We start from the raw sequence: 22,457 nt of genomic DNA, 5'->3' as shown, positions 1-22,457 counted from the left end.
TCAGGCCTCCGGCGCTTCGAAGGAGCTGGTGCGGGACATGCCGGCGGCCCGGCCCTTGCCCGCGATGACCAGGGCCATCTTGCGGGAGGCCTCGTCGATCATCTCCTCGCCCAGCATCGCCGAGCCCTTCTTCCCGCCGGCCTCGGAGGTGTAGTAGTCGTACGCGTCCAGGATCAGCTCGGCGTGGTCGTAGTCCTCCTGGGCCGGGGAGTAGATCTCGTTGGCCGCCTCGACCTGGCCCGGGTGCAGGACCCACTTGCCGTCGAAGCCGAGCGCGGCCGAGCGGCCGGCGACCTCGCGGAACGCGTCCACGTCCCGGATCTGCAGGAACGGGCCGTCGATCGCCTGCAGGTTGTGCATGCGCGCGGCCATCAGAATGCGCATGAGGATGTAGTGGTACGGGTCGGCCGGGTAGCCCGGGATCAGCGCGCCGACGACCAGCGACTTCATGTTGATGCTGGCCATGAAGTCGGCCGGGCCGAAGATGATGGTCTCCAGACGCGGGCTGGCGGCGGCGATCTCGTCGACGTTCACCAGGCCGGCGGCGTTCTCGATCTGCGCCTCGATGCCGATCTTGCCGACCTCGAAGCCCATCGTCTTCTCGATCTGCGTGAGCAGCAGGTCCAGGGCCTGCACCTGGGCGGCGTTCTGCACCTTGGGCAGCATGATGGCGTCCAGGTTCGCCCCGGCGCCCTCGACCACGGTGACCACGTCGCGGTAGGTCCACTCGGTGGTCCAGTCGTTGACCCGCACCACCCGGGCCTTGCCGGTCCAGTCCCCCTCATTGAGGAACTTCACGATCGTGTGCCGGGCCTCCGGCTTGGCCAGCGGGGCGCAGGCGTCCTCCAGGTCCAGGAAGACCTGGTCGGCCGGCAGCCCCTGGGCCTTCTCCAGGAAGCGCGGGTTGGAGCCGGGGACGGCCAGACACGAACGGCGCGGGCGCTGGGGGCGAGCGGAGTCGGACATGGGGTGGGTTCCCTCCCGGGAGTGGGTACGGACCGCTGATATAGCCGTCACGTTACTGGCGGGTCACCTAACGCGTCATCATGACGCGCGCCACTTCCGGGGGCCGCTTCATGGGGATCAGTGCGCGCTCTGCCCCCGGTTCGCGGTCACCACGAGCAGCAATCCGCCGAGGATCAGGACCGCCCCGGGAATCGCCCACACAGAGGGGATCTGGTGCAGGAACACGGCGGCGATCACGGCGGCCGTGGGCACCTCCAGCAGGATCGCGGTGGAGATGACGGTCGCGCTGGTGGTCTTCACCACCCGGTTGAAGAGCGTGTGCCCGAGGAACTGCGCCAGGAGGGTGAGCGCGCCGATTTTCAGCCACGCGTTGCCGCCGAACCCGACGAGCGAGGACCCGGTCGCCACCGCTGCGCCGATCAGGAAGACCGAGGCCGCGCCGTAGCAGAGAAAGGCGTAGGTCGGCAGCGACGCCGTCTTGCGCACCTCGCCGCCGATGGTCATGTAGACGGCGGCGAACGCGGCGGCGCTCAGCGCGAGCAGGTCGCCCTGGAACGCCCGCGCCGAAGCGTGGAAGTCCACCCCGGACAGCACGATCACCCCGACGAACGCCACCGCGATCCCGCCGAACGCCCGGCGCGGCACATGGTGGCCCAGCACCTTCGCCACGATCGCGGCGAAGATCGGCTGCGTCGCGGCGAACGCCGTGGCCGACGCCACGGAGGACATCTTCGCGGCCGGCGTCCAGGTCGCGAAGTGCGCGCCGAGGATGAGGCCGGAGACGAGGGCCAGCAGGGTGGTGCGGCGGCCGAGACCGCGCAGCTCGGCACGCAGGTTCCGGCGCAGGAGGACGTAGGGGGCGAAGACCGCGGCGGCTATCGCGTTGCGCCAGAAGGCGATGGCCATCGCGGGCGCGGCGGCCGCGGCGATGAGCGGCCCGGACGTGCCGACCGCGGTGACCGCCACGCCGAGCACCGCGATGTCGGCTTTGGGCGGCCGATGGACCGCGGAGACACGGACCGGGGCGGACGGCACGCCGACCGGAACCGTCGCGGCGCTGTCGGCGGTCACCTGGGGATCCCGGTCACGTGTAAGCCCCTGTCGGTGGGTGGAGTCCTGTCAACGGGATTCAGCGTAGCCGGGGGCGCAAGGAGGTCAGGTGGGCGCTCAGTATGCGGGCGGCGCCAGTATCGCGGCGGCCATGGAACGCACGGCGGCCACCGCCGCGGCCCGCTTCTCCTGCGGCGCGTGCAGCGATTCGGCGAAGACTCCCCGCATGCCGTGGACCATGAACGCCGCGGCCAGGACCGGATCCGCGGGCGCGAACTCCCCCGCGGCGATGCCCGCCTCGATGTGCGCCAGCAGCGCGTCGCGGGTCATCTCGACCTCCGGGTGGGCCGGCCCACCGGCGTGGAACAGCGCTCCCCGTGATCGACCGCAACCGGTGCGAGGGGAAGGCCGAGTGCGTGACGGTCTGCCCGTACGACGTCTTCGACGTCCGCCGCCTCACCCCCGAGGAGCGCGAGGGCATGTCGCTGCTCGGCTCGCTCAAGTCCTGGGCGCACGGCCACAAGCAGGCGATCGTCGCGCGCCCGACGGACTGCGGCACGTGCGGCCTGTGCGTCAAGGCGTGTCCGGAGAGCGCGATCGCGCTGCGCAAGGTATGAGACGCTACGGCCATGCCCGAGCAGCCCGCGCAGCCCGCACCGCCCACTGACGGGGACCAGAAGCGCGAGAAGAACGAGAAGAACGAGACCCCCTGGGTCCCCGAACCCGACTTCGACGCGGCCCTGATCGAGGAGGCGGCCAAGAAGTCGGGGCTGGTCTGGCTGAGCCCGGCCGGCCTGTCCGCGAAGGCCGACGCCGGCCGACCGAGCGGAAGGAGCGGGCCGAGCGCACCGGGCGGCCCGAGCGGCCCACAGGCGGTCTGGCACGTCTGGCACGACAGCGCGGTGACCATCGTCGCCGGCGGCGCCGAACAACCGCTCCCGATGTGGGCGGTCCCCGGCCGGGTGGTCGAGGTCGCGATCCGGAGCAAGGAGCAGGGCGGCCGCCTGATCAGCTTCCTGAGCCAGGTGGCACTGGTGGCACCCGGCACCCCCGAATGGGGCGCGGCCGCCGAGGCGCTGCACGCCGAGCGCCTGAACCTGGCCGAGGGCGACCGGTACCGGCAGCGCTGGGCCGAGGAGTCGGCCATCCTGCGGATGCGGCCGCTGGGCGGCGCGGTCACGCCGGATGACGGGTCCGGCGCGGCCCGGCCGCTGCCGACGCCGGCTACTACTTTGGGGCGGATGCCGCGGATGGTCGGCGGGCTGCCGCGGGAGCGGGCGCGGAAGAAGTAGGGGCGGTTCCGGGCCTGGCTGTTTCGGGCCTGGCTGTTTCGGGCCTGGCTGTTTCGGGCCTGGCTGTTTCGGGCTCGGCCCCGACCACCCATTCGGCAGAACCCCAGCATCTCCGCACAAACCGCCGGGTACCGCACCCGCATGAACCGTGCCGCCCTCGAAGCCGCCAACGCCGACCCCAACGAGCGCGGGCGCAAGGGGCGGATCGGGTTCTTCGTCTTCATGGCGCTGCTCATGCAGCTGGCCTTCGTCGTCTCCTACACCGGCGCCATGCATGGCCCGCAGCGGCCGCATCGCATGCCGGTGGGGGTGGTGGCGCCGCCGCAGGTGGTACAGCAGTTGCAGAAGACGTCCGATCAGGCCGGGCCGCTGTTCACGCTCAAGGTGGAGGCCAGTGCGGCGACCGCCGAGGACGCGATCAAGCACCGGCGGGTGCTCGGCGCGTATCTGCCGGCGGCGGTCGGGAACGCCGATGAGTTGCTGGTGGCCACGGCTGTCGGGCCGGCGGCTCCGCAGGCGCTGACCGTCGCGTTCACGCAGGCCGCGCAGGCGCAGCAGCACACGTTGCAAGTGCGGGATGTGCTGCCGCCGCACCGGGGCGACATCGAGGGGCTGGTGCCCTTCTATCTGGTGATCGCCTGGACCGTGGGCGGCTACCTGGTCTCGACGCTGGTGGGGCTGATGGGCGGAATGAAGAGCTCGACGCCGCGGCTGGCGCTGGAGCGGATCGGGATGCTGGCCGTCTACAGCTTCCTGGGCGGGGTCGGCGGGACGCTGATCGTGCACACGATCCTGGGCTTCCTGGGCGGCGGCTGGTGGACCCAGGCGCTGATCGGGATGCTGGTCGTGTTCTCGGTGTCGGTGTTCGCCAACGGCATGCAGAGCTTCCTCGGCCTGGTCGGGACCGGGATCGTGATCGGGCTGTTCGTGATCCTCGGCAACCCGTCCGGGGCCGGGCCGTGGCCGCGGAACATGATCCCGACGTTCTGGCGGGTGATCGGGCCGTGGCTGCCGAACTTCCAGGGGACCAACGCGGTGCGCGGGGTGGCGTACTTCCACTCCCAGGGCCTGTCGTCGGCGATCTGGGTGTTCGTGATCTACGCCGCGATCGGGATGGCGCTCTCGGTGGCCGGGGCGGGCCGGGACAACGCGATTCTTCGGATGAGTGAGCATTAGAGCAGAATCGCGGGCATGCGCGACTTCATCCAGGGCCTGCCGAAGGCCGAACTGCACGTCCACCACGTGGGATCCGCCTCGCCCCGGGTCGTCGCCGACCTCGCGGCCCGCTACGAAGGACAAGCGTCTGCTACGCGCGGCAGCAAGAACCCAGTACCGGCCGACCCGGAGCTGCTGGCCGAGTACTTCACGTTCACCGACTTCCGGCACTTCATCGAGCTGTACCTGAGCGTGGTGGACCTGATCCGCACACCCGAGGACATCAGGGACCTGACCTACGGCGTGGCCCGGGACATGGCGGCGCAGAACATCCGGTACGCCGAGCTGACCTGCACCCCGTACTCGCATCTGCGGCGCGGTATCGATGCGATGGCGTACCTGGAGGCCATCGAGGACGCGCGGGTGGCCGCGCACCGGGACTTCGGGCTCACCCTGAAGTGGATCTTCGACATCCCCGGCGAGTCCGGCCCGGCGGCCGCGGCCGACACGGTCGCGCTGATCGAGGCCCGGCAGCCGGAGGCGCTGGTCGGGTTCGGGCTCGGCGGCCCGGAGATCGGCGTGCCGCGCCCGCAGTTCGCGCCGCACTTCGAGCGGGCGCTGGCGCTGGGCCTGCACAGCGTGCCGCACGCCGGGGAGTCCACCGGCCCGGAGACCGTGTGGGACTCGCTGCGGCACCTCAAGGCCGAGCGGATCGGGCACGGGACGTCGCTGGTGCAGGACCCGGAGCTGGTCGCCTACCTCGGCGAGCACCGGATCCCGATCGAGGTGTGCCCGACCTCCAACATCGCCACCGGCGTGGTGAAGGACCTGGACCAGCACCCGATCCGGGCGATGGTCCAGGCCGGCCTGCTGGTGACGGTCAACAGCGACGACCCGCCGATGTTCGGCACCGACCTGAACCACGAGTACGAGGTCGCCGCGAAGCTGCTGGGCCTGGACGAGCGCGGGATCGCGGAGCTGGCGAAGAACGCGGTCCAGGCCTCGTACCAGGACGCCGAGGGCAAGCGGACGCTGGCCGCCGAGATCGACGCCTACACCGCCCAGGCCCGATGATCGGGAATGGCGAAACCGCACAACGAGTTGGAGTACGCATGACAGTGGAGATCCCCGCCGAAGTCCGCGCCCTGCTGGAGCAGCCGGTCCTGGTCAACCTGGCCACCGTGCGCCCCGACGGCGCGCCGCAGGTCAACCCGATGTGGTTCAAGTGGGACGGCGAGCTGATCTGGTTCACCCACACCAATCGGCGGCAGAAGTTCAAGAACATCGCGCACGAGCCGCGGGTCTCGGTCTCCATGATCGATCCCGACGACAAGTACGGGTACCTGGAGGTGCGGGGCGTCGTGGAGAAGATCGAGGACGACCCGGAGGGCACCATGTACCAGCTCCTGTCGGAGTGGTACGACGGGACCGCCATCACCCCGGACGACGCGCAGTACCGGGTGAAGATCGGCGTGCGGCCGACGAAGGTCGTCCGCTAGCAGAGCACGTCGGCGGGCCCGGTTCGTCGATCAGTCGACGAACCGGGCCTGTCCGGGCTGTCTCAGAGCAGCTGCACGGACTCCGCGTAGTGGCAGGCCGCCTTGTGCACCGCGTCGTCGCTGGTGGCCATCCCGCCCGGGCCGCGCCCGACCAGCAACGGCTCCTCGTTGATGCACTTGTGCTGCTGCTCGGAGGTCAGGGTCTGGAACTTCGGGCAGCGGGTCCGGAAGCGGCAGCCGGAGGGCGGGTTCGCCGGGGACGGCACGTCGCCCTGCAACAGGATCCGCTGGCGGGTGCGCTCACGGCGCGGGTCCGGGATCGGGATCGCGGAGATCAGCGCCTGCGTGTAAGGGTGCTGCGGGTGGTCGAAGAGCTGGTCGCGGGGGCCGAGCTCGACGATCTTGCCCAGGTACATCACCGCCACCCGGTCGGCGATGTGCCGGACCACCGACAGGTCGTGGGCCACGAACAGGTAGGCCAGGCCCAGCTCGTCCTGGAGCTCTTCCAGCAAGTTGATCACGCCGGCCTGGATCGACACGTCGAGCGCCGACACCGGCTCGTCCAGGACCAGCAGCTTCGGCCGCAGGGCCAGCGCCCGGGCGATGCCGATGCGCTGCCGCTGGCCGCCGGAGAACTCGTGCGGGTAGCGGTTTCCGTGCTCCGGCTTGAGGCCGACGGTGGCCATCAGCTCTTTGACCTTGTCGCGGCCCGCGTCCTTCTCGCCGTAGAGGCCGTGGATGCGCAGCGGCTCGGCGATGATCTCGTTCACCGTGATGCGCGGGTCCAGGGAGGCGAACGGGTCCTGGAAGACCAGCTGCATGTCGCGGCGCAGGCGGCGCAGATCGTTCTTGCCGACGGTGGTCAGGTCCACGCCGTCGAAGACCACCGTGCCGCTGGTCGCCGGCTGCAGGTGCAGCACCGCGCGCGAGGTCGTCGACTTGCCGCAGCCGGACTCGCCGACCAGGCCCAGGGTCTCCCCGGGGGCGATGTCGAAGGAGATGCCCGACACCGCCTGCACCACGCCGACCTGCTTGCGGAACAGGCCGGAGGAGCGGATCGGGAACTCCTTGACCAGGTTCCGGACCGTCAGCAGCGGGGCGGCCGGAGCGGACGCCGGGGCCGGCGTCGGGGTCGGGGTGGTGGTCACTGCGCGGCTCCGTTCTGCGGGTCGGCGCCCGGTTCGGTCCCCGGTCCGGCCGACGGCGAGCCCGGCGCGGTGCCCGGCTCAGTGCTCGGTCCAGCCGCCGGCGAGCCCGGCTCGATGCCCGGTCCGGTGCCCGGCCCGGTCGGCGGCAGGCCAGGTTCGGCGTCCGGGCGCTCACCGGGCGCCGCGTTCGGGTCGGTGCTGAAGATGTCCATCGCGCCCTCGCCCGTCAGCTGGTCGGAGTGGTGGCACGCGGCCTCGTGGTCGGCGCCCAGCGCGGGGAGCAGAGCCGGCTCGCTTTGCAGGCAGATGTCGGTCCGCAGCGGGCAGCGCGGGGCGAACGGGCAGCCCGGCGGCAGGTTCACCACCGAGGGCGGGGTGCCCGGGATCGGGGTCAGCTTCTCCTGGCTGCGCTGGTCCAGCCGCGGCAGCGAGCCCAGCAGACCCACGGTGTAGGGCATGCGCGGGTGGTAGTAGATGCCGTCGATCGGGCCGATCTCGACCGGCTTGCCGGCGTACATCACCAGCACCCGGTCGGCCTGCCCGGCGACCACGCCGAGGTCGTGGGTGATCAGCACCATCGCGGCGCCGGTCTCCTGCTGCGCCGCCCGCAGCGCCTCCAGCACCTGGGCCTGGACCGTCACGTCCAGCGCGGTGGTGGGCTCGTCGGCGATGATCACGTCCGGGTCGTTGGCCATCGCGATGGCGATCACCACGCGCTGCCGCATGCCGCCGGAGAACTCGTGCGGGTACTGGTCGATCCGCTTGTCCGGCGACGGGATGCCGACGATCTCCAGCAGCTCCAGGGCGCGCTTGCGGGCCACCGCCTTGGTGACGTCGTGGTGCGCCAGCACCGCCTCGGCCAGCTGCCAGCCGATCTTGTAGACCGGGTTCAGCGAGGTCATCGGGTCCTGGAAGATCATCGCGATCTGCCGGCCGCGGATCCCGGTCATCTCCTTCTCGGTCAGCCCGAGCAGTTCCCGGTCGCGGAACCGCACCGAGCCGGCCGTGCGCGCGGTCTTGGGCAGCAGCCCCATGACCGCCATCGAGCTCACCGACTTGCCCGAGCCGGACTCCCCGACGATGCCCAGCACCTCGCCGGCGTGCAGATCGTAGGAGACGCCGCGGACGGCCTGCACCGGCCCGTCGTCGCTGGGGAAGGTGACGGTCAGGTCCTTGACCGACAGCACGGTCTCCGGCGGCGGGCCGCCGCCGAAGCCGGGGGCGGGCGGGTACGCGGTGGCGCCCGCGTTGTCCGAGTGTTCGGGGTTCATGCGCGGGCCTTCGTCTGGGTCGGGTCGAGGGCGTCACGCAGGCCGTCGCCGATGAAGTTCACGGTCAGCGCGATCAGGATGATGAACAGGCCCGGGAAGTAGAACAGCCAGCCGCGCCCGCCGGTGGCCGCGGTCTCCCCGGCGGTGACCAGCGAGCCCAGCGAGATATCCGGGAACTGCACGCCGAAGCCCAGATAGCTCAGCGCCGTCTCGGTCAGCACCGCGGTCGCCACCAGCAGCGTGAACAGCACGATGATGGGGCCGGCCACGTTCGGGATGATGTGCCGGAAGATGATCCGCCGGTCGGTGGCGCCCAGCGCCCGCGCCGCCTCGATGTACTCCTTCTCGCGCACCGAGAGCACCTGGCCGCGGACCACTCGGGCCGAGCCGGTCCACAGCAGGCCGGCCAGCACGATCGCCAGCAGCGCCCAGTTGTTGCCGAACTTCTTGCCCAGCAGCGCGCCGACGGCCAGCGCCGGGATGGTCAGCACCAGGTCGACCAGGCGCATCATCAGGGTGTCGGTGATGCCCCGGTAGAAGCCGGAGACCGCGCCGTAGATCGAGCCGAAGAAGGTGCCGGCGATCGCCACCGTGAACGCGATCTTCAACGACAGCTGGGTGCCGGCCATCACCTGCGCCATGTGGTCGGCGCCGTTGGAGTCGGTGCCGAACGGGTGGCTGAGCGAGGGTCCCACCGAGAAGTCGTTGGTGAAGTCGTTCGGGCCGTACTTCCAGACCACCGGCCCGACGGTGGCGAACAGGATCACCAGGAACAGCACCACCAGCGAGGCCACCGCCAGCTTGTGCTGCCGGAACCGGCGGAACACCAGCTGCCACTGGTTGCGCGCCTCCACCGCGAACTCGCGGTCCGGCGGCTCGGTGCCGCCCTGCAGTATGTCCTCGCCGCCCGGGGTGACGGCGTCTATCATCAGCCCGGGCTGCTGGCCCTGCACGCCGAGGAACTCCGCGCCCCGGCCGCCCGGCGGGACCTCGGGTTCCACCGGCTCGTCGTTGACGTCCCGCTCCGGGAGGTTGTCAGCCACGCGTCATCCCTCCTAGGCCAGCCGGATGCGGGGGTCGAGGACCGCGTAGAGCAGGTCCGCGATCAGGTTGAAGACGATCACCAGCGTCGCGGAGATCAGCAGCCACGCCAGCACGGTGTTGGTGTCCTGGGTCTGGATGGCGTTGATGAACATCGTGCCCAGGCCCTGCCATTGGAAGATGCGTTCGGTGATCACCGTGCCGCCCATGATCGCCGCGACGTCCAGCGTCACCTGGGTGGTCATCGGGATCAGCGCGGTGCGCAGCCCGTGCCGCACCATGACCCGGCGCGGGGACAGCCCCTTGGCCCGGGCCAGCCGCATGTAGTCGCTGTTCAGCACGTCGAGCATCGACGCGCGCTGGAACCGGGCCCAGGTGGCGTAGGAGCTCAGGGCCAAGGTGATGGTCGGCAGCAGCAGGAAGCCGAACCAGGAGCCGAACCCGCCCCACTGGCCTCCGGGTGGCCCCAGGGTCTTGATGTCGGTGCCCAGGGAGTTGTTGATGTCGGTGGCCCAGATCTTCAGCAGGATCGCGAACCAGAACACCGGCAGCGACAGGAAGAAGAACCCGATCAGGGTCGCGACGTAGTCGGTGATGCTGTACTGCTTCATCGCGGTGATCACACCGACGATCACGGCCAGGATCAGCGCGATGACGATCGCGCAGATCACCAGCCGGAAGGTGACCCAGACCCGGCGGCTGAGCTCGGCGTTGATGTCGAACGCCGAACCCTGCACCGACGGGCCGAAGCTGCCGTGGATCACCAGGTTCTTGACCCAGTTCCAGTACTGGACCAGCAGCCCGTGGTTCAGGCCGAGCGCCTTCTCGCGCGCCGCGACCTCGGCCGCGGACGGCGGCGGGTTCTTGGCCTTGAAGTCGCCCAACGGGTCCGCGCCCCAGGCCACCAGCAGGAAGACCAGGAACGTGGACAGGATCAGGATCGGGATCGACACCAGCAGGCGGCGGATGGTGAAGGCGAGCATCTCCGGGCCTTCTTACGTTGCGAGCGGACGGGACCGTACCTGCGCGAGGAGACCGGCCGGGCCCGCACTGGGCGGGCCCGGCCGGCGCCGGACTAGGACTTCAGACCCCACTGCGCGATGTTGTACGTCGGGCCGATCTGCGTCGGGTTGTCCCGGACGTTGCCCAGGGTGTTCCGGTAGGCGATCATCGTCGGCTTCTGGTACAGCGGGAGCGTGTACGCGTCCTTGGTGACCTGCGCGTCGGCCTCGTTCAGGTCCTTCTCGCGGGCCGTCTGGTCGGGGTTGACGGTGGCGTCGGCCAGCCACTTGTCCACGTCGGCGTTGCTGTAGTACCCGTAGTTGCTCATCGGGTTGCCCTGCGTGGTGGTGGTGTAGATCGGCTGGTTCGCCGAGTTCGGGAACGGCGTGTCCACCCAGGCGAAGTCGATGATGTCCCACTGGTGCTGGGCGTCGGTCTGGGCCAGGGTCTTGCCCAGGGCGTCGGTGGAGCTGACGTTGACCGTGATCCCGAGCTCCTTCATGGCCTGCGCGAACAGGTTGCAGGTGGTCTGGCGGATCGCGTTGCCGACGGTGTAGCGCATGCTGAATGCCGGGACGGCCTTGCCGGAGGGGTCGACCAACGCGCTGCCCACGCCCTTGTAGCCGGCCGTGGTGAGGATCTGCTTGGCCTTGGCCAGGTCACCGTTCGCCGGATACATCGCGGAGACGTTGTCCTGGTAGCCGGGCTGGCCGGGCACCACCATGCGGTTGTTCAGCACCGCCGCGGCGCTGTCGAACTGCTTGACCGTCCGGTCCACCAGCCCCTGCCGGTCGAAGGCGGTGAACATGGCCTGCCGCAGCGCCATCTTGGCCGGCGCGCTCTGGTCGGCGTTGGCCGGACCGCCGAAAGCCGTGTTGCGCAGGTTCAGATCGATATGTTCCCACTGAAGGCCCTGGTTGAGGTGGTAGTCCACCCCGGAGATGCTCTTGACCCGGTTCACCAGGTCCAGCTCCGGCTGCGGGTAGATGCCGTCCACCTCGTTGTTGGCCAGCGCGGTCGGCTCCTGCGAGGAGTCGGTGATGGCCCGGAAGTCGACCTCGTCCAGGTTCGCCGGCTTGCCGTAGTACTGCGGGTTCTTGACCGTCTTGATCAGGCTCTTGTCGGCCGAGACCCCGCCGGGGGCGATCTCGAACGGGCCGCCGGAGACGGTCGGGGCGTTGGCGTCCAGCCAGGTGAAGGAGGCCGCCACGTCGCCGTGCTGCTTGGCGACGTGCGAGGGCAGGATCGAGGAGAACAGCGACTTGTAGTCCGAGAACGGCTGGTTGGCCTTGAAGGTGACGGTCACGGTCTTGCCGTTGTCGCTGCCGGTCACCGAGGCCACGTCGCTGTAGCCGGTGGTGCTGGCCACGTCGACGTTCGGGTTGGTGCCGTTCTGCGCCTGCCACAGGTAGATGAAGTCGTCGGCGGTGATCGGGGTGCCGTCGGACCACTTGGCGCTGGGCTGGATGTGGTAGACGATGCTCTGCGGGGTGCTGCCGCTGGCGTTGGTGACCACCGGGTCGCCGGCGATCAGGTCGGTGTTCAGCACCAGCGAGTAGTCCGGCTGCGGGACGAAGACGTCCGGGTAGATGCCGTTGGTGGTCTGCGCGTAGTCGAAGGTGTTGCCCAGGGACGTCAGCGGGTTCCAGTCCTGCACCGTCTTCTCGATGGTCCAGGTGATCTTCCCGCCCTGTTTCACCGTGGCGGCGTTGACCGAGTTCCGGTCGGCGATGCTGGTGCCCGAGCCCGAGCCGGTTCCGGAATTGGACGACCCTCCGCTGCTGCTCTTGCTGCTGCTACAGCCCGCCGCGGCCAGGGCCACGGCCGCCGCGATCGCTCCGGTCTGCAGCGCGAGTGTCCTCCTGCTGACGCCCATCTCTCTCCTCCTGTCGGGACACACCATGCGAACGCGCTGCTGGGAGCGCGTTCGCCACTCTATTCCCGACAATCAGGGCATTCAGCGTGAGCATGCCAAAAGAGTGACGAGTGTGGCTGAACGGAAGCAGAACACGAAGGGCCGGTCCCGCACGGATGTGCGGAGCCGGCCCCTCGCCGAGCGCCTGTCGGCGCGAAGGAGATCAGTCCTCGCGGATCCAGGACATCATCGAACGCAGCTTCTGGCCGGTCGCGGTGATCGGGTGCGCGGCCTCGGCCTCGACGTACTTCTTGTAGTTCGGCAGACCGGCGTCGTACTCGGCGATCCAGTTCTTGGCGAAGGTGCCGTCCTGGATCTCCGCCAACACCTGCTTCATCGTGGCCTTGGTCTGCTCGTTCACGATCCGCGGGCCGGTGACGTAGTCGCCCCACTCCGCGGTCTCCGACACCGACCAGCGCATCTTCTCCAGCCCGCCCTCGTACATCAGGTCGACGATGAGCTTGAGCTCGTGCAGGCACTCGAAGTAGGCCACCTCCGGCTGGTAGCCGGCCTCGACCAGGGTCTCGAACCCGGCCTTGACCAGCGCCGAGGCCCCGCCGCAGAGCACCGCCTGCTCACCGAACAGGTCGGTCTCGGTCTCCTCGGTGAAGGTGGTCTTGATGACCCCGGCCCGGGTGCCGCCGATGCCCTTGGCGTAGGACAGGGCCAGCGCGGTGGCGTTGCCGGTGGCGTCCTGCTCCACCGCGATCAGACACGGCACGCCGCGGCCCTCGACGAACTGCCGGCGCACCAGGTGCCCCGGGCCCTTCGGCGCGACCATGCACACGTCGACGCCGGCCGGCGGCTTGATCAGGTCGTAGCGGATGTTCAGGCCGTGCCCGAAGAACAGCGCGTCACCCTGGACCAGGTTCGGCTCGACGGCCTCGGCGTAGACCTTGCGCTGCACCGGGTCCGGCACCAACATCATGATCACGTCGGCCTCTTCGCAGGCCTCGAACGCGGTCACCACCCGCAGTCCGGCCTCCTCGGCGGCCTGCCGGGACTTGGAGCCCTCGTGCAGCCCCACCCGCACGTCCACGCCGGAGTCCCGCAGGGACAGCGCGTGCGCGTGGCCCTGGGACCCGTAACCCAGAACCGCGACGCTGCGGCCTGCGATGATGCTCAGGTCCGCGTCGTCGTCGTAGTACATCTCAGCCATGGTGGTCGCTCATTTGCTTTCTGTGGGTGCGGTTTTGGTTGTCAGAACGGCCGTTGGCACCGCCGTGGGCGTGGCCGCCCTCGTGATGCGTCCGGACGTCCTCGGGGGTGACCGGGCGCAGCGGCCGGTCGGCGATCGAACGGGAGCCGCGGCCGATGGCCACCAGCCCGGACTGGACCAGTTCCTTGACCCCGAACGGCTCCAGGACGCGCAGCAGCGCCTCGATCTTCTCCCGGTCGCCGGTGGCCTCGACGGTCACCGCGTCGGGGGCGACGTCGACGATCTTGGCCCGGAACAGCTGCACCGTGGCCAGCACCTCGGCGCGGGTCTCCTGGTCGCAGCGGACCTTGACCAGCAGCAGTTCGCGCTGGACGCTGGCCGTCGGCTCCAGCTCGACGATCTTCAGCACGTTGACCAGCTTGTTGAGCTGCTTGGTGACCTGCTCCAGCGGATGCTCCTCGACGGTGACCACCAGAGTGATCCGGGAGACGTCCTCGTGCTCGGTCGGCCCGACCGCCAGCGACTCGATGTTGAAGTCGCGGCGGGCGAACAGGCCGGCGACCCTGGTCAGGACGCCCGGCTTGTTCTCGACCAGGACGGAAAGGGTGTGCATCGACATGGTATTTACTCCTCCCCTTCGCCGCTGTGCTGATTAAAGGCGAGGACTTCGCGATGTCTCATTCTTCGCCATCTCCGCTGTGCTGATTAAAAGCGAGGACTTCGCGATGTCTCATTCTTCGCCATCTCCGCTGTGCTGATTAAAAGCGAGGACTTCGCGATGTCTCATTCTTCGCCATCTCCGAAGTCGGGCCGCACGTCCTGGGCGGCCAGGATTTCATCGTTGGAGACGCCGGAGGGGACCATCGGCCACACCATCGCGTCCCGGTGCACCACGAAGTCCACGACCACCGGCGCGTCGTCGATCGACATCGCCTTCTCGATCGTCTTGTCCAGGTCGGCCGGGTCCTCGCAGCGCAGGCCGACGCAGCCGTAGGCCTCGGCCAGCTTCACGAAGTCCGGGATGCGGCGCGAGTGCAGATCGGTGTTCGAATAACGCTTGCCGTAGAACAGCGTCTGCCACTGCCGCACCATCCCCAGGCTGCCGTTGTTGATCACGGCCACCTTGATCGGGATGTCGTTGATGGCGCAGGTGGCCAACTCCTGGTTGGTCATCTGGAAGCAGCCGTCGCCGTCGATGGCCCACACGGTCGAGTTCGGCTTCCCGACCTTGGCGCCCATCGCGGCCGGGACCGCGTAGCCCATGGTCCCGGCGCCGCCGGAGTTCAGCCAGGTATAAGGGTTCTCATAGGAGATGAACTGCGAGGCCCACATCTGGTGCTGCCCGACACCGGCGGCGAAGATCGTCTCGGGGCCGGCGATCCGCCCCAGGTGCTCGATCACCTGCTGCGGCGCCAGGGAGCCGTCCTTGGGCAGGTCATAACCCAGCGGATAGGTCCCGCGCCAGCCGTTGAGCTGCTCCCACCAGCCGGCGTAGTCGCCGCGCCGGCCGGCCGCGTGCTCGGCCTGGACCGCCACCACCAGGTCGGCGATCACCTCGCGGCAATCGCCCACGATCGGGACGTCCGCGACCCGGTTCTTGGAGATCTCGGCGGGATCGATGTCGGCGTGCACGATCTTGGCGTTCGGCGCGAAGCTGGACAGCTTGCCGGTGACCCGGTCGTCGAACCGGGTGCCCAGCGCCACGATCAGGTCGGCCTTCTGCAACGCGGTGACCGCCGCGACGGTGCCGTGCATGCCGGGCATGCCCAGGTGCAGCGGGTGGCTGTCGGGGAAGGCGCCGCGGGCCATCAGCGTGGTCACGACCGGGGCCTCGGTCAGTTCGGCCAGGACCCGCAGTTCGGTGCTGGCCCGGGCCTTCAGCACGCCGCCGCCGATGTACAGCACCGGCCGCTTGGCCTCGGTCAACATCCGGGCCGCCTCGCGCACCTGCTTGGCGTGCGGCTTGGAGACCGGACGGTAGCCCGGCAGGTCCATCTCGACCGGCCAGGAGAAGTCGGTGGTGGCCTGCAGCGCGTCCTTGGTGACGTCGATCAGCACCGGGCCGGGACGGCCGGTGGAGGCGATGTGGAAGGCCTCGGCGACGGTGCGGGCGATCTCGTCGGGGTGCGAGACCAGGAAGCTGTGCTTGGTGATCGGCAGCGTGATGCCGACGATGTCCGCCTCCTGGAAGGCGTCGGTGCCGATGTGCGTACTGGACACCTGGCCGGTGATGGCGACCAGTGGGACCGAGTCCATGTGCGCGTCGGCGATCGGGGTGACCAGGTTGGTCGCGCCCGGGCCGGAGGTCGCCATGCAGACCCCGACCTTGCCGGTGGCCTGCGCGTAACCGGTGGCCGCGTGGCCCGCGCCCTGCTCGTGGCGGACCAGGATGTGCCGCAGCCGGGTGGAGTCCAGCAGCGGGTCGTAAGCCGGGAGGATGGCGCCGCCGGGGATGCCGAAAACGGTGTCGACCCCGCTCTCCTCAAGCGCGCGGATCAACGAGGCGGCGCCGGAGATCGCCTGCTGATCACTGCGGTCTGTCATGACTATCTCTCTTCTTGGGATCGCCGTACTCGGCCAAAGAAAAAACCCCTGCCGGACCCGAGGTCCAACGAGGGGTGGCGCGCAGCCGACTGGCCTGATTGAGGACCAGATTCAGCCTGCGCGCCCGGCAAGTACGAGAATCGACTTTCGTGTCGTCATGTTCGCAACCTTCCTCCTGAGCCCGCGCCTGTGTCAAGCATTGATCGCCGGGGTCTCGCCATGCGAAATGGCCCAGGTGGCGGCGAGCGGTTCGGCGACCACCCGGTTCCGTCCCGCGGTCTTGGCCCGGTACATCGCGGCGTCCGCTCGGCGCAGCAGGTTGGAGGCCGTGCCGCCGGGTTCGGAGAAGGCGACGCCGATCGAGGCGCCGAGCCGGTGCGTCAGGTCCTCGATGCAGTACTCCGCGCACAGCCGGCCGCGGATCCGCTCGGCGACCACCAGCGCGCCGGCCACCGTGGTGCCCACCTCCAGCACGATCACGAACTCGTCCCCGCCGAACCGGGCCACGGTGTCCCCGACCCGCAGTGAGCTGGAGATCCGGTACGCCGCCTCGACCAGCACCCGGTCGCCGGTCTCGTGGCCGACCGAGTCGTTGACCCCCTTGAAGCCGTCCAGGTCCAGGAAGATCACGGCGACCGGCTCCCACTCGGCCTGCCGCTGGGTCAGCGCGTGCTCCAGCCGGTCGGTGAGCAGCGCGCGGTTGGCCAGGCCGGTGAGCGCGTCGTGGTAGGCGTGGTGTTGCAGGGTCGCCGCGGCCCGGCGCAGGTCCTCGGTGAGGCGCTGGTTCTCGAACAGCGTCAGCGCCTGCCGGGCCACCAGCGCGACCAGCACCGCGGCCCCGGCGATCAGCACCACCGGGTCCATCCGGCGTTCGGTGTCCAATCCGTCGGCCAGGACCCCGGCCAGGCAGAAGGCGGCGGCCAGGTACGGCAGTATCCCGCGCAGCGTCCGCAGCAGCGCGGCCCAGCGCGACGGCGAGTCGATGAACCGGGTACCCGGGTTGAGCGGATCGATGGCCGGGACGTCGGGGGCGGCCAGGGCGAGGGCGACCTCGCGGCCGGTCGCGGCGTCGCAGTCGTGCAGCCCGACCGAGCAGCCGGCCCCGCACGCGGTGGTGTCCGCGGCGCCCTCGGCGGTCCGGCCGACCCGCTCGGGCCGCCAGCCGTCCCCGTACCAGGCGGCCACCGCGATCACCAGGTAGCCGGCGAACCAGCCGGTGTCCAGGATGCCGCCGGACCGGTAGCCCTCGCGGACCGCGGGCATGGTGAAGATCGAGTCGCAGACCACGATCATCAGGTAGCCGACCCGCACCCCGGTGCCGATCCCGCCGCGCTCCCCCGGCGTGCGCGCCCGCAGCGCCAGCAGCAGGCTGACCAGCACCAGGTCGAAGGCCGGATAGCCCAGGACCAGGAAGGTCCGCACCGGGGAGTCCACCCGCTCGATGGCCAGCGCCAGGGCCACCACCCAGGCCACCACGAACAGCGAGCCGGCCACCAGCGTGGTGTCCAGCAGCAGCCGGACCCGCACCGACAGGCTCACCTGCTCGCCGTGCGCGGTGACGAAGGCCGCTAAGGCCAGCGGCCCGAAGAACAGGAAGGACCAGTCGGCGGCCGAGGGGGTCGGCGGGGTGACGTCCAGGACCAGCTCATACCAGGCCCACACCGCGTTCCCGACCGCCGCGGCCAGGCAGGACAGCCCGGCCAGCAGCCAGGAATAGCACCGGAAACAGGCCATCCGGTAGAAGCGGACCATCAGGATCGTGCGATGGATGCACGCCGCCGCCGCGAGGGCCGCGGCGGCGGCCAGACCCGCGTCGCCCATCACGGCCGGCACCGAGCCGGCCGGGCCGATCAGCGCCACCGAGGCGTGCGCGGTGATCAGCAGGCCGACGGCGGCATAGCCCGGCGGCACGCCGTGAATGCGCGCCCCGGGCAGCCGCCGGGCGTCAAGGGCCCGCATCGGCCCTCGCCTGTCCAGTCCCATGGCAGTGCGTCACCAACCCTCGCTGACTTCCAACGGAAGGCTGACTCTAGGGCACGGACCCCTTACGCACCGTCATATTAGCGGGAGATAACCGAGATGAGGTGGGGAATCACCACCGATCGGGTCAATCCCCTTCCGCTCGGAGACCTTGTCAGGTCCTCTTCACAGAAGTGTCTCCCCCTTGCTCAGGAGCCCGAAGGTCACCGCGTCGACCAGGGCCTGCCAGGACGCCGTGATGACATTCTCGTCCACGCCGACGGTCGACCACTCGGCCTCACCGTCGGAAGTGGTGATCAACACCCTGGTACGCGAGGCGGTGCCGTGGTCGCCGGTCAGGATCCGCACCTTGTAGTCCACCAGCTCCAGCGCGGCCAGGACCGGGTAAGCCGTGGCCAGCGCGGCTCGCAGCGCGATGTCCAGAGCGTTGACCGGGCCGTTGCCCTCGCCGGCGGCCAGCACCTCCTCGTCCTTCACCTTCAGTTTCACCGTCGCCTGGTTGACGACGGCGCCGTCGGCCAGCTGCTCGGCGAAGGTCCGCCAGGACAGCACCTCGAAGAAGCACACCGGCGCCCCGCCGAGCTCACCGCGCAGCAGGAGCTCGAAGCTGGCGTCGGCGGCCTCGAAGGAGTAACCGCCGGCCTCCAGTTCTTTTACCCGGTTGACGACCCGGCTCAGCGTCTCGGGGTCCGCCGACAAGTCGAAGCCCAACTCCCGGCCCTTGAGCTCGACCGAGGCCCGGCCGGCCATCTCCGAGACCAGCATCCGCATGTCGTTGCCGACCAGCTGCGGGTCGATGTGCTGGTACAGGTCCGGGTCGACGCGGACCGCCGAGGCGTGCAGCCCGGCCTTGTGCGCGAACGCCGACACCCCGACGTAGGGGGCCTGCGGGTTCGGCGCCAGATTGGTCACCTCCGCGACCGCGTGCGCGATCCGGGTCATCTCGGCCAGACCCTCCGGCGGGATCACCTCGCGGCCCAGCTTGAGCTGTAGGTTGGCGACCACGCTGAACAGGTTGGCGTTGCCGGAGCGCTCGCCATAACCGTTGGCGGTGCCCTGCACGTGGCTGGCTCCGGCGTCGATCGCGGCCAGCGCGTTGGCCACCGCGCAGGCGGCGTCGTCGTGGGTGTGGATGCCGATCCGGGCGCCGACCGACTCGCGCGCCTCGTGCACGATGTCGGCGAGCTGGGTCGGCAGCATCCCGCCGTTGGTGTCGCAGAGCACGAGCACGTCGGCGCCGGCCTCGGCGGCGGTGCGCAGGCACTCCAGGGCGTAGGCCGGGTCGGCCAGGTAGCCGTCGAAGAAGTGCTCGGCGTCCAGGAACACCCGCTGCCCCTCGGCCCGCAGATGTCCGACGGTGTCCCGGATCATCGCCAGGTTCTCCGCCAAGGTGGTCCGGAGCGCCAGTTCGACATGCCGGTCATGGCTTTTGGCCACCAGCGTGACGATCGGCGCTCCGGACTCCCGCAGCGCGGCCACCAACGGGTCGTCGGCGGCGCTGACACCGGCCCGGCGGGTTTTGCCGAACGCGGCGAGCTGCGCGTGCAACAGGTCGAGCTCGGTCTGAGCCCGCCGGAAGAACTCCGTGTCTTTCGGGACGGCCCCCGGCCAGCCGCCCTCGATGAAGCCGACGCCCAGGGCATCCAGGTGCCGGGCGATCGCGAGCTTGTCGGCGACGGCGAGGGTCAGGCCCTCCTGCTGGCTGCCGTCGCGCAGGGTGGTGTCGTAGACGTGGAAGTCGTCGGAGACGGACATTGCGGCGATACTCCTCGGCTGTGCAGGCTTGGGGAAAACAGGCCGTGCTGTCTAGAGAAAACAAAAAGCCCCCCGTGGGAATCCACGAGAGGTCTGCGCGCTGGCGGTGGGCAGTGGTTCTATCGCTGCTCCGGTGCCGGCGCGCACGCCGTAATAATCTGCGGCTGCTGCATGCCCACAACCCTGCCATACCGGGAAGCCCTTGGGACAGCGTGTCTCGTCATACGGGATCTGTGACATCCCGCAAGTGGCGCAGGGGCGAGAAGAAGACCCAGGCCACGGCCGAATAGCTGCCGATCACCGCGATCCACAAAGTGGGCCGCAGCCCGAGCCAGGTACCCACCGCACCGCCGAGCAGCGCACCGAGCGGCATCGTGCCCCAGACGATGAACCGCACGCTGGCGTTCATCCGGCCGAGCAGGTCGTGCGGGGTGATCGCCTGCCGGTAGGAGACCTGCGCGACGTTGTAGACGACCGCCATCATCCCGAAGAACGCCAGCCCGGCCGGATAGAACAGCACGCCCCAGCCCGGGGTCGCCAACGGCGCCAGGAACGCCGGGAGCCCGAGCACCAGCGGCGCCAGCCAGATGATCCGGGCGCTGCCGAAGCGCTTGGCCAGCGGCCCGGCGGTGACGCCGCCGACCATCCCGCCGACCGCAGCCATGGTGAGCACCAGGCCGACACCGCCCGGCTTGAGGTGCAGCACCCGGACCATGAACGGGATCTCCACGGCCATCAGCATCGAGTTGAACAGGTTGCTGGTGCCGGTGCAGCCCACGACCTTGCGCAGGATCGGTTGCCCGACGACGAAGTGCAGCCCCTCCTTGATGTCGTCCCGGATCCGGCTCTCCTTGCGGCTCGGATGCGGCGGCGGCTCCGGCGTCCGGATCAGGAACAGCGACAGCGCGGACAGCCCGTAGCTGGCGGCGTCGGCGATCAGCGCCCGGGCCGCGCCGAGCGCCCCCACCAGCACCCCGCCGAGCGAGGGCCCGGCGAACTGCGCGAAGGACTGCGTGGTCCCGAGCTTGCCGTTGCCCTCGACCAGGTCGTCGCGCTCCAGCAGCACCGGCAGGTAGCTCTGGTAGGCGACGTCGAAGAACACGGTCAGGACCCCGGCCAGCAGCGCGACGACCAGCAGGTGGAGAAACGTCAGGTGCATCCCGGGCAGGAACGTGGCCAGCGGCACCGAGGCCATCAGCAGCAGCCGGCCCAGATCGCACCACATCATCAGCCGGTGCTTGGCGGCCCGGTCCACCAGGGCCCCGGCCGGCAGCGCGACGAGCAGGAACGGGACCGTGCTCATCGCGGTGAGCAGGCCGACCTGGAAGGTACTGGCGTTCAGCAGCACCACCGCGGCCAGCGGCAGTGCCAGCACGGTCACCGAGCTGCCGATCTCGCTGACCGACTGCCCGCCCCACAGCAGCAGGAAGTCCCGGTGCCGCCACAAGGAGCGCCGGGGCGAGGTGTCGGTAAGGGTCTGCGTCACCCGACGACCTTCCCCCACGCCCCGGCGGATATCAACTAATTAATAGGTAATCGATCGACGATCAAGCGATCTTGCGCAGCCAGTGGTGCAGGTCGGCGGCCTTGCCGGTCTGGATGTCCAGCAGCGCCTCGCGGATCCTCAGCGTCACCGGGCCGGGCTCGCCGTGGCCGATCGCGAACTCGCCGTCCTTGCTCTTCACCTTGCCCAGCGGGGTGACCACGGCGGCGGTGCCGCAACCGAACACCTCGGTGATCTCGCCGCTCTCGATGCCCTGGCGCCACTGCTCGACCGAGATCGTGCCCTCCTCGGCCGGGATGCCGAGGTCGGCGGCGACCTTGAGCAGCGAGTCGCGGGTGATGCCGGGCAGCAGCGAACCGGTGAGCGCGGGCGTCATCAGCCGCGCGTTCTCACCCTCGCCGTAGACGAAGTACAGGTTGTTGCTGCCCATCTCCTCGACGTACTTGTGCTCGAAGCCGTCCAGCCAGACCACCTGGTCGCAGCCCTGCTCCACGGCCTGGGCCTGGGCCAGGAAGCTGGCCGCGTAGTTGCCGCCGCACTTGGCCTCGCCGGTGCCGCCCTTGACCGCGCGCACGTAGTCCTCGCAGAGCCACACGGTCACCGGCTTCACACCGCCGGCGAAGTAGGAGCCGGCGGGACCGGCGATCAGCATGAACAGGTACTCCGCGCTCGGCGAGTTCACGCCGAGGCCGACTTGCGTGGCGAACATGAACGGGCGCAGGTACAGGCTGCGGCCCTCGCCCTCGGGCACCCACTCGCGGTCGGTGCTGACCAGGGCGTCGATCGCGGCCAGGAACAGGTCCTCGGGCAGCTCGGGCATCGCCATCCGGGCGGCGCTGCGGTTGAAGCGCGCGGCGTTGGCGTCGGGCCGGAAGGAGACGATCTGGCCGTCGGCGGCCTTGAACGCCTTGAGCCCTTCGAAGATCTCCTGGCCGTAGTGCAGGACCGAGGCGGCCGGGTCCAGGCTCACCGGACCGTAGGGCTCCAGGACGGCGTCGTGCCAGCCGCGGCCCTCGGTGTAGCGGATCGTGACCATGTTGTCGGTGAAGATCTGCCCGAACCCGCCGACCGCTTTGAGGGCTTCCCGCTCCTCGGTCGACTTGGGAGTACTGCTCGGCTTGAGTTCGATGGTGAGTGTCATCGCGCGTCCTCCTTGACGGCCTCGACGGCCAGCTC

General features: G+C 69.7%; 19 protein-coding genes and 1 pseudogene. 5 read left to right on the top strand and 15 right to left on the bottom strand.

Translation table 11 applies throughout. The features are described from left to right. From IZR01_RS00460 to IZR01_RS00450, 3 genes are all read right to left on the bottom strand, one after another. Window positions 1-966 (bottom strand): HpcH/HpaI aldolase/citrate lyase family protein, encoded by a 966-nt coding sequence (locus IZR01_RS00460; protein WP_194891055.1) that lies wholly within the window; start codon window positions 964-966, stop codon window positions 1-3. A gap of 117 nt (window positions 967-1,083) precedes the next feature. Next, window positions 1,084-2,037: a DMT family transporter gene (locus IZR01_RS52885; protein ID WP_194891056.1), complete on the bottom strand. Its 954-nt coding sequence runs from the start codon at window positions 2,035-2,037 to the stop codon at window positions 1,084-1,086. 96 nt (window positions 2,038-2,133) lie between these two features. Further along, the gene (locus IZR01_RS00450; protein WP_194891057.1) at window positions 2,134-2,346 is read right to left on the bottom strand and encodes a hypothetical protein; all 213 of its coding nucleotides are present in this window, start codon (window positions 2,344-2,346) and stop codon (window positions 2,134-2,136) included. Between the two features lie 47 nt (window positions 2,347-2,393). On the opposite strand from IZR01_RS00450, the gene IZR01_RS00445 reads away from it, so the two are divergent. The 5 genes from IZR01_RS00445 to IZR01_RS00425 all read left to right on the top strand — a co-directional run bounded on the left by IZR01_RS00445 (window position 2,394) and on the right by IZR01_RS00425 (window position 5,962). Next, window positions 2,394-2,633, top strand: coding sequence for a 4Fe-4S dicluster domain-containing protein (locus IZR01_RS00445; protein ID WP_194891058.1), 240 nt, complete (start codon window positions 2,394-2,396; stop codon window positions 2,631-2,633). A gap of 12 nt (window positions 2,634-2,645) precedes the next feature. Continuing rightward, window positions 2,646-3,308, top strand: coding sequence for a hypothetical protein (locus IZR01_RS00440; protein ID WP_228553661.1), 663 nt, complete (start codon window positions 2,646-2,648; stop codon window positions 3,306-3,308). A gap of 141 nt (window positions 3,309-3,449) precedes the next feature. Continuing rightward, the gene (locus IZR01_RS00435; RefSeq protein WP_194891059.1) at window positions 3,450-4,484 is read left to right on the top strand and encodes a DUF3533 domain-containing protein; all 1,035 of its coding nucleotides are present in this window, start codon (window positions 3,450-3,452) and stop codon (window positions 4,482-4,484) included. 15 nt (window positions 4,485-4,499) lie between these two features. Beyond that, window positions 4,500-5,537, top strand: coding sequence for an adenosine deaminase (locus IZR01_RS00430; RefSeq protein ID WP_194891060.1), 1,038 nt, complete (start codon window positions 4,500-4,502; stop codon window positions 5,535-5,537). A 38-nt stretch (window positions 5,538-5,575) separates the two neighbouring features. Continuing rightward, window positions 5,576-5,962, top strand: a complete 387-nt coding sequence (locus IZR01_RS00425; protein WP_194891061.1) for a PPOX class F420-dependent oxidoreductase — start codon at window positions 5,576-5,578, stop codon at window positions 5,960-5,962. 62 nt (window positions 5,963-6,024) lie between these two features. On the opposite strand, the gene IZR01_RS00420 is transcribed toward IZR01_RS00425, so the two are convergent. The 12 genes and pseudogenes from IZR01_RS00420 to IZR01_RS00365 all read right to left on the bottom strand — a co-directional run bounded on the left by IZR01_RS00420 (window position 6,025) and on the right by IZR01_RS00365 (window position 22,422). Beyond that, a complete protein-coding gene (locus IZR01_RS00420) occupies window positions 6,025-7,110 on the bottom strand; it encodes an ABC transporter ATP-binding protein (RefSeq protein WP_194891062.1) in 1,086 nt (361 codons plus the stop codon). Then, window positions 7,107-8,381: an ABC transporter ATP-binding protein gene (locus IZR01_RS00415; RefSeq protein ID WP_228553662.1), complete on the bottom strand. Its 1,275-nt coding sequence runs from the start codon at window positions 8,379-8,381 to the stop codon at window positions 7,107-7,109. The genes IZR01_RS00420 and IZR01_RS00415 overlap by 4 nt, the downstream gene beginning before the upstream one ends. Continuing rightward, complete coding sequence (locus IZR01_RS00410) at window positions 8,378-9,310, bottom strand: ABC transporter permease (protein ID WP_228553678.1); 933 nt, start codon at window positions 9,308-9,310, stop codon at window positions 8,378-8,380. The genes IZR01_RS00415 and IZR01_RS00410 overlap by 4 nt, the downstream gene beginning before the upstream one ends. A 126-nt stretch (window positions 9,311-9,436) precedes the next feature. Next, window positions 9,437-10,405: an ABC transporter permease gene (locus IZR01_RS00405; protein WP_194891064.1), complete on the bottom strand. Its 969-nt coding sequence runs from the start codon at window positions 10,403-10,405 to the stop codon at window positions 9,437-9,439. Window positions 10,406-10,497: 92 nt separating this feature from the next. Further along, window positions 10,498-12,300, bottom strand: a complete 1,803-nt coding sequence (locus IZR01_RS00400; RefSeq protein ID WP_194891065.1) for an ABC transporter family substrate-binding protein — start codon at window positions 12,298-12,300, stop codon at window positions 10,498-10,500. Between the two features lie 202 nt (window positions 12,301-12,502). Further along, window positions 12,503-13,498, bottom strand: coding sequence for a ketol-acid reductoisomerase (ilvC, locus tag IZR01_RS00395; protein ID WP_194891066.1), 996 nt, complete (start codon window positions 13,496-13,498; stop codon window positions 12,503-12,505). A 109-nt stretch (window positions 13,499-13,607) separates the two neighbouring features. Continuing rightward, window positions 13,608-14,117: pseudogene (ilvN, locus tag IZR01_RS00390) on the bottom strand (acetolactate synthase small subunit); the annotation flags it as partial. A 164-nt stretch (window positions 14,118-14,281) separates the two neighbouring features. Beyond that, window positions 14,282-16,042 (bottom strand): acetolactate synthase large subunit, encoded by a 1,761-nt coding sequence (locus tag IZR01_RS00385; protein ID WP_194891068.1) that lies wholly within the window; start codon window positions 16,040-16,042, stop codon window positions 14,282-14,284. A 192-nt stretch (window positions 16,043-16,234) separates the two neighbouring features. After that, window positions 16,235-18,001: a GGDEF domain-containing protein gene (locus IZR01_RS52025; RefSeq protein ID WP_194891069.1), complete on the bottom strand. Its 1,767-nt coding sequence runs from the start codon at window positions 17,999-18,001 to the stop codon at window positions 16,235-16,237. A 186-nt stretch (window positions 18,002-18,187) separates the two neighbouring features. After that, window positions 18,188-19,777, bottom strand: coding sequence for a citramalate synthase (gene cimA / locus IZR01_RS00375; protein WP_194891070.1), 1,590 nt, complete (start codon window positions 19,775-19,777; stop codon window positions 18,188-18,190). A gap of 220 nt (window positions 19,778-19,997) precedes the next feature. Beyond that, window positions 19,998-21,263, bottom strand: a complete 1,266-nt coding sequence (locus IZR01_RS00370) for an MFS transporter (RefSeq protein WP_194891071.1) — start codon at window positions 21,261-21,263, stop codon at window positions 19,998-20,000. Window positions 21,264-21,324: 61 nt separating this feature from the next. Continuing rightward, window positions 21,325-22,422 (bottom strand): branched-chain amino acid aminotransferase, encoded by a 1,098-nt coding sequence (locus IZR01_RS00365; RefSeq protein WP_194891072.1) that lies wholly within the window; start codon window positions 22,420-22,422, stop codon window positions 21,325-21,327. Window positions 22,423-22,457: the final 35 nt, after the last annotated feature.

This window comes from Catenulispora pinisilvae, from assembly GCF_015356865.1.
Lineage (GTDB): Bacteria > Actinomycetota > Actinomycetes > Streptomycetales > Catenulisporaceae > Catenulispora > Catenulispora pinisilvae.
This window is presented reverse-complemented; position numbering and strand designations above follow the sequence as displayed.

Bases quoted from the DNA above. Each gene is read 5' to 3' on its own strand.
- IZR01_RS00460 (WP_194891055.1), bottom strand. From the start codon at position 966: ATGTCCGACTCCGCTCGCCCCCAGCGCCCGCGCCGTTCGTGTCTGGCC.
- IZR01_RS00450 (WP_194891057.1), bottom strand. From the start codon at position 2,346: ATGACCCGCGACGCGCTGCTGGCGCACATCGAGGCGGGCATCGCCGCG.
- IZR01_RS00440 (WP_228553661.1), top strand. From the start codon at position 2,646: ATGCCCGAGCAGCCCGCGCAGCCCGCACCGCCCACTGACGGGGACCAG.
- IZR01_RS00435 (WP_194891059.1), top strand. From the start codon at position 3,450: ATGAACCGTGCCGCCCTCGAAGCCGCCAACGCCGACCCCAACGAGCGC.
- IZR01_RS00430 (WP_194891060.1), top strand. From the start codon at position 4,500: ATGCGCGACTTCATCCAGGGCCTGCCGAAGGCCGAACTGCACGTCCAC.
- IZR01_RS00425 (WP_194891061.1), top strand. From the start codon at position 5,576: ATGACAGTGGAGATCCCCGCCGAAGTCCGCGCCCTGCTGGAGCAGCCG.
- IZR01_RS00415 (WP_228553662.1), bottom strand. From the start codon at position 8,381: ATGAACCCCGAACACTCGGACAACGCGGGCGCCACCGCGTACCCGCCC.
- IZR01_RS00410 (WP_228553678.1), bottom strand. From the start codon at position 9,310: ATGATAGACGCCGTCACCCCGGGCGGCGAGGACATACTGCAGGGCGGC.
- IZR01_RS00405 (WP_194891064.1), bottom strand. From the start codon at position 10,405: ATGCTCGCCTTCACCATCCGCCGCCTGCTGGTGTCGATCCCGATCCTG.
- IZR01_RS00400 (WP_194891065.1), bottom strand. From the start codon at position 12,300: ATGGGCGTCAGCAGGAGGACACTCGCGCTGCAGACCGGAGCGATCGCG.
- ilvC (WP_194891066.1), bottom strand. From the start codon at position 13,498: ATGGCTGAGATGTACTACGACGACGACGCGGACCTGAGCATCATCGCA.
- IZR01_RS00385 (WP_194891068.1), bottom strand. From the start codon at position 16,042: ATGACAGACCGCAGTGATCAGCAGGCGATCTCCGGCGCCGCCTCGTTG.
- IZR01_RS52025 (WP_194891069.1), bottom strand. From the start codon at position 18,001: ATGCGGGCCCTTGACGCCCGGCGGCTGCCCGGGGCGCGCATTCACGGC.
- cimA (WP_194891070.1), bottom strand. From the start codon at position 19,777: ATGTCCGTCTCCGACGACTTCCACGTCTACGACACCACCCTGCGCGAC.
- IZR01_RS00365 (WP_194891072.1), bottom strand. From the start codon at position 22,422: ATGACACTCACCATCGAACTCAAGCCGAGCAGTACTCCCAAGTCGACC.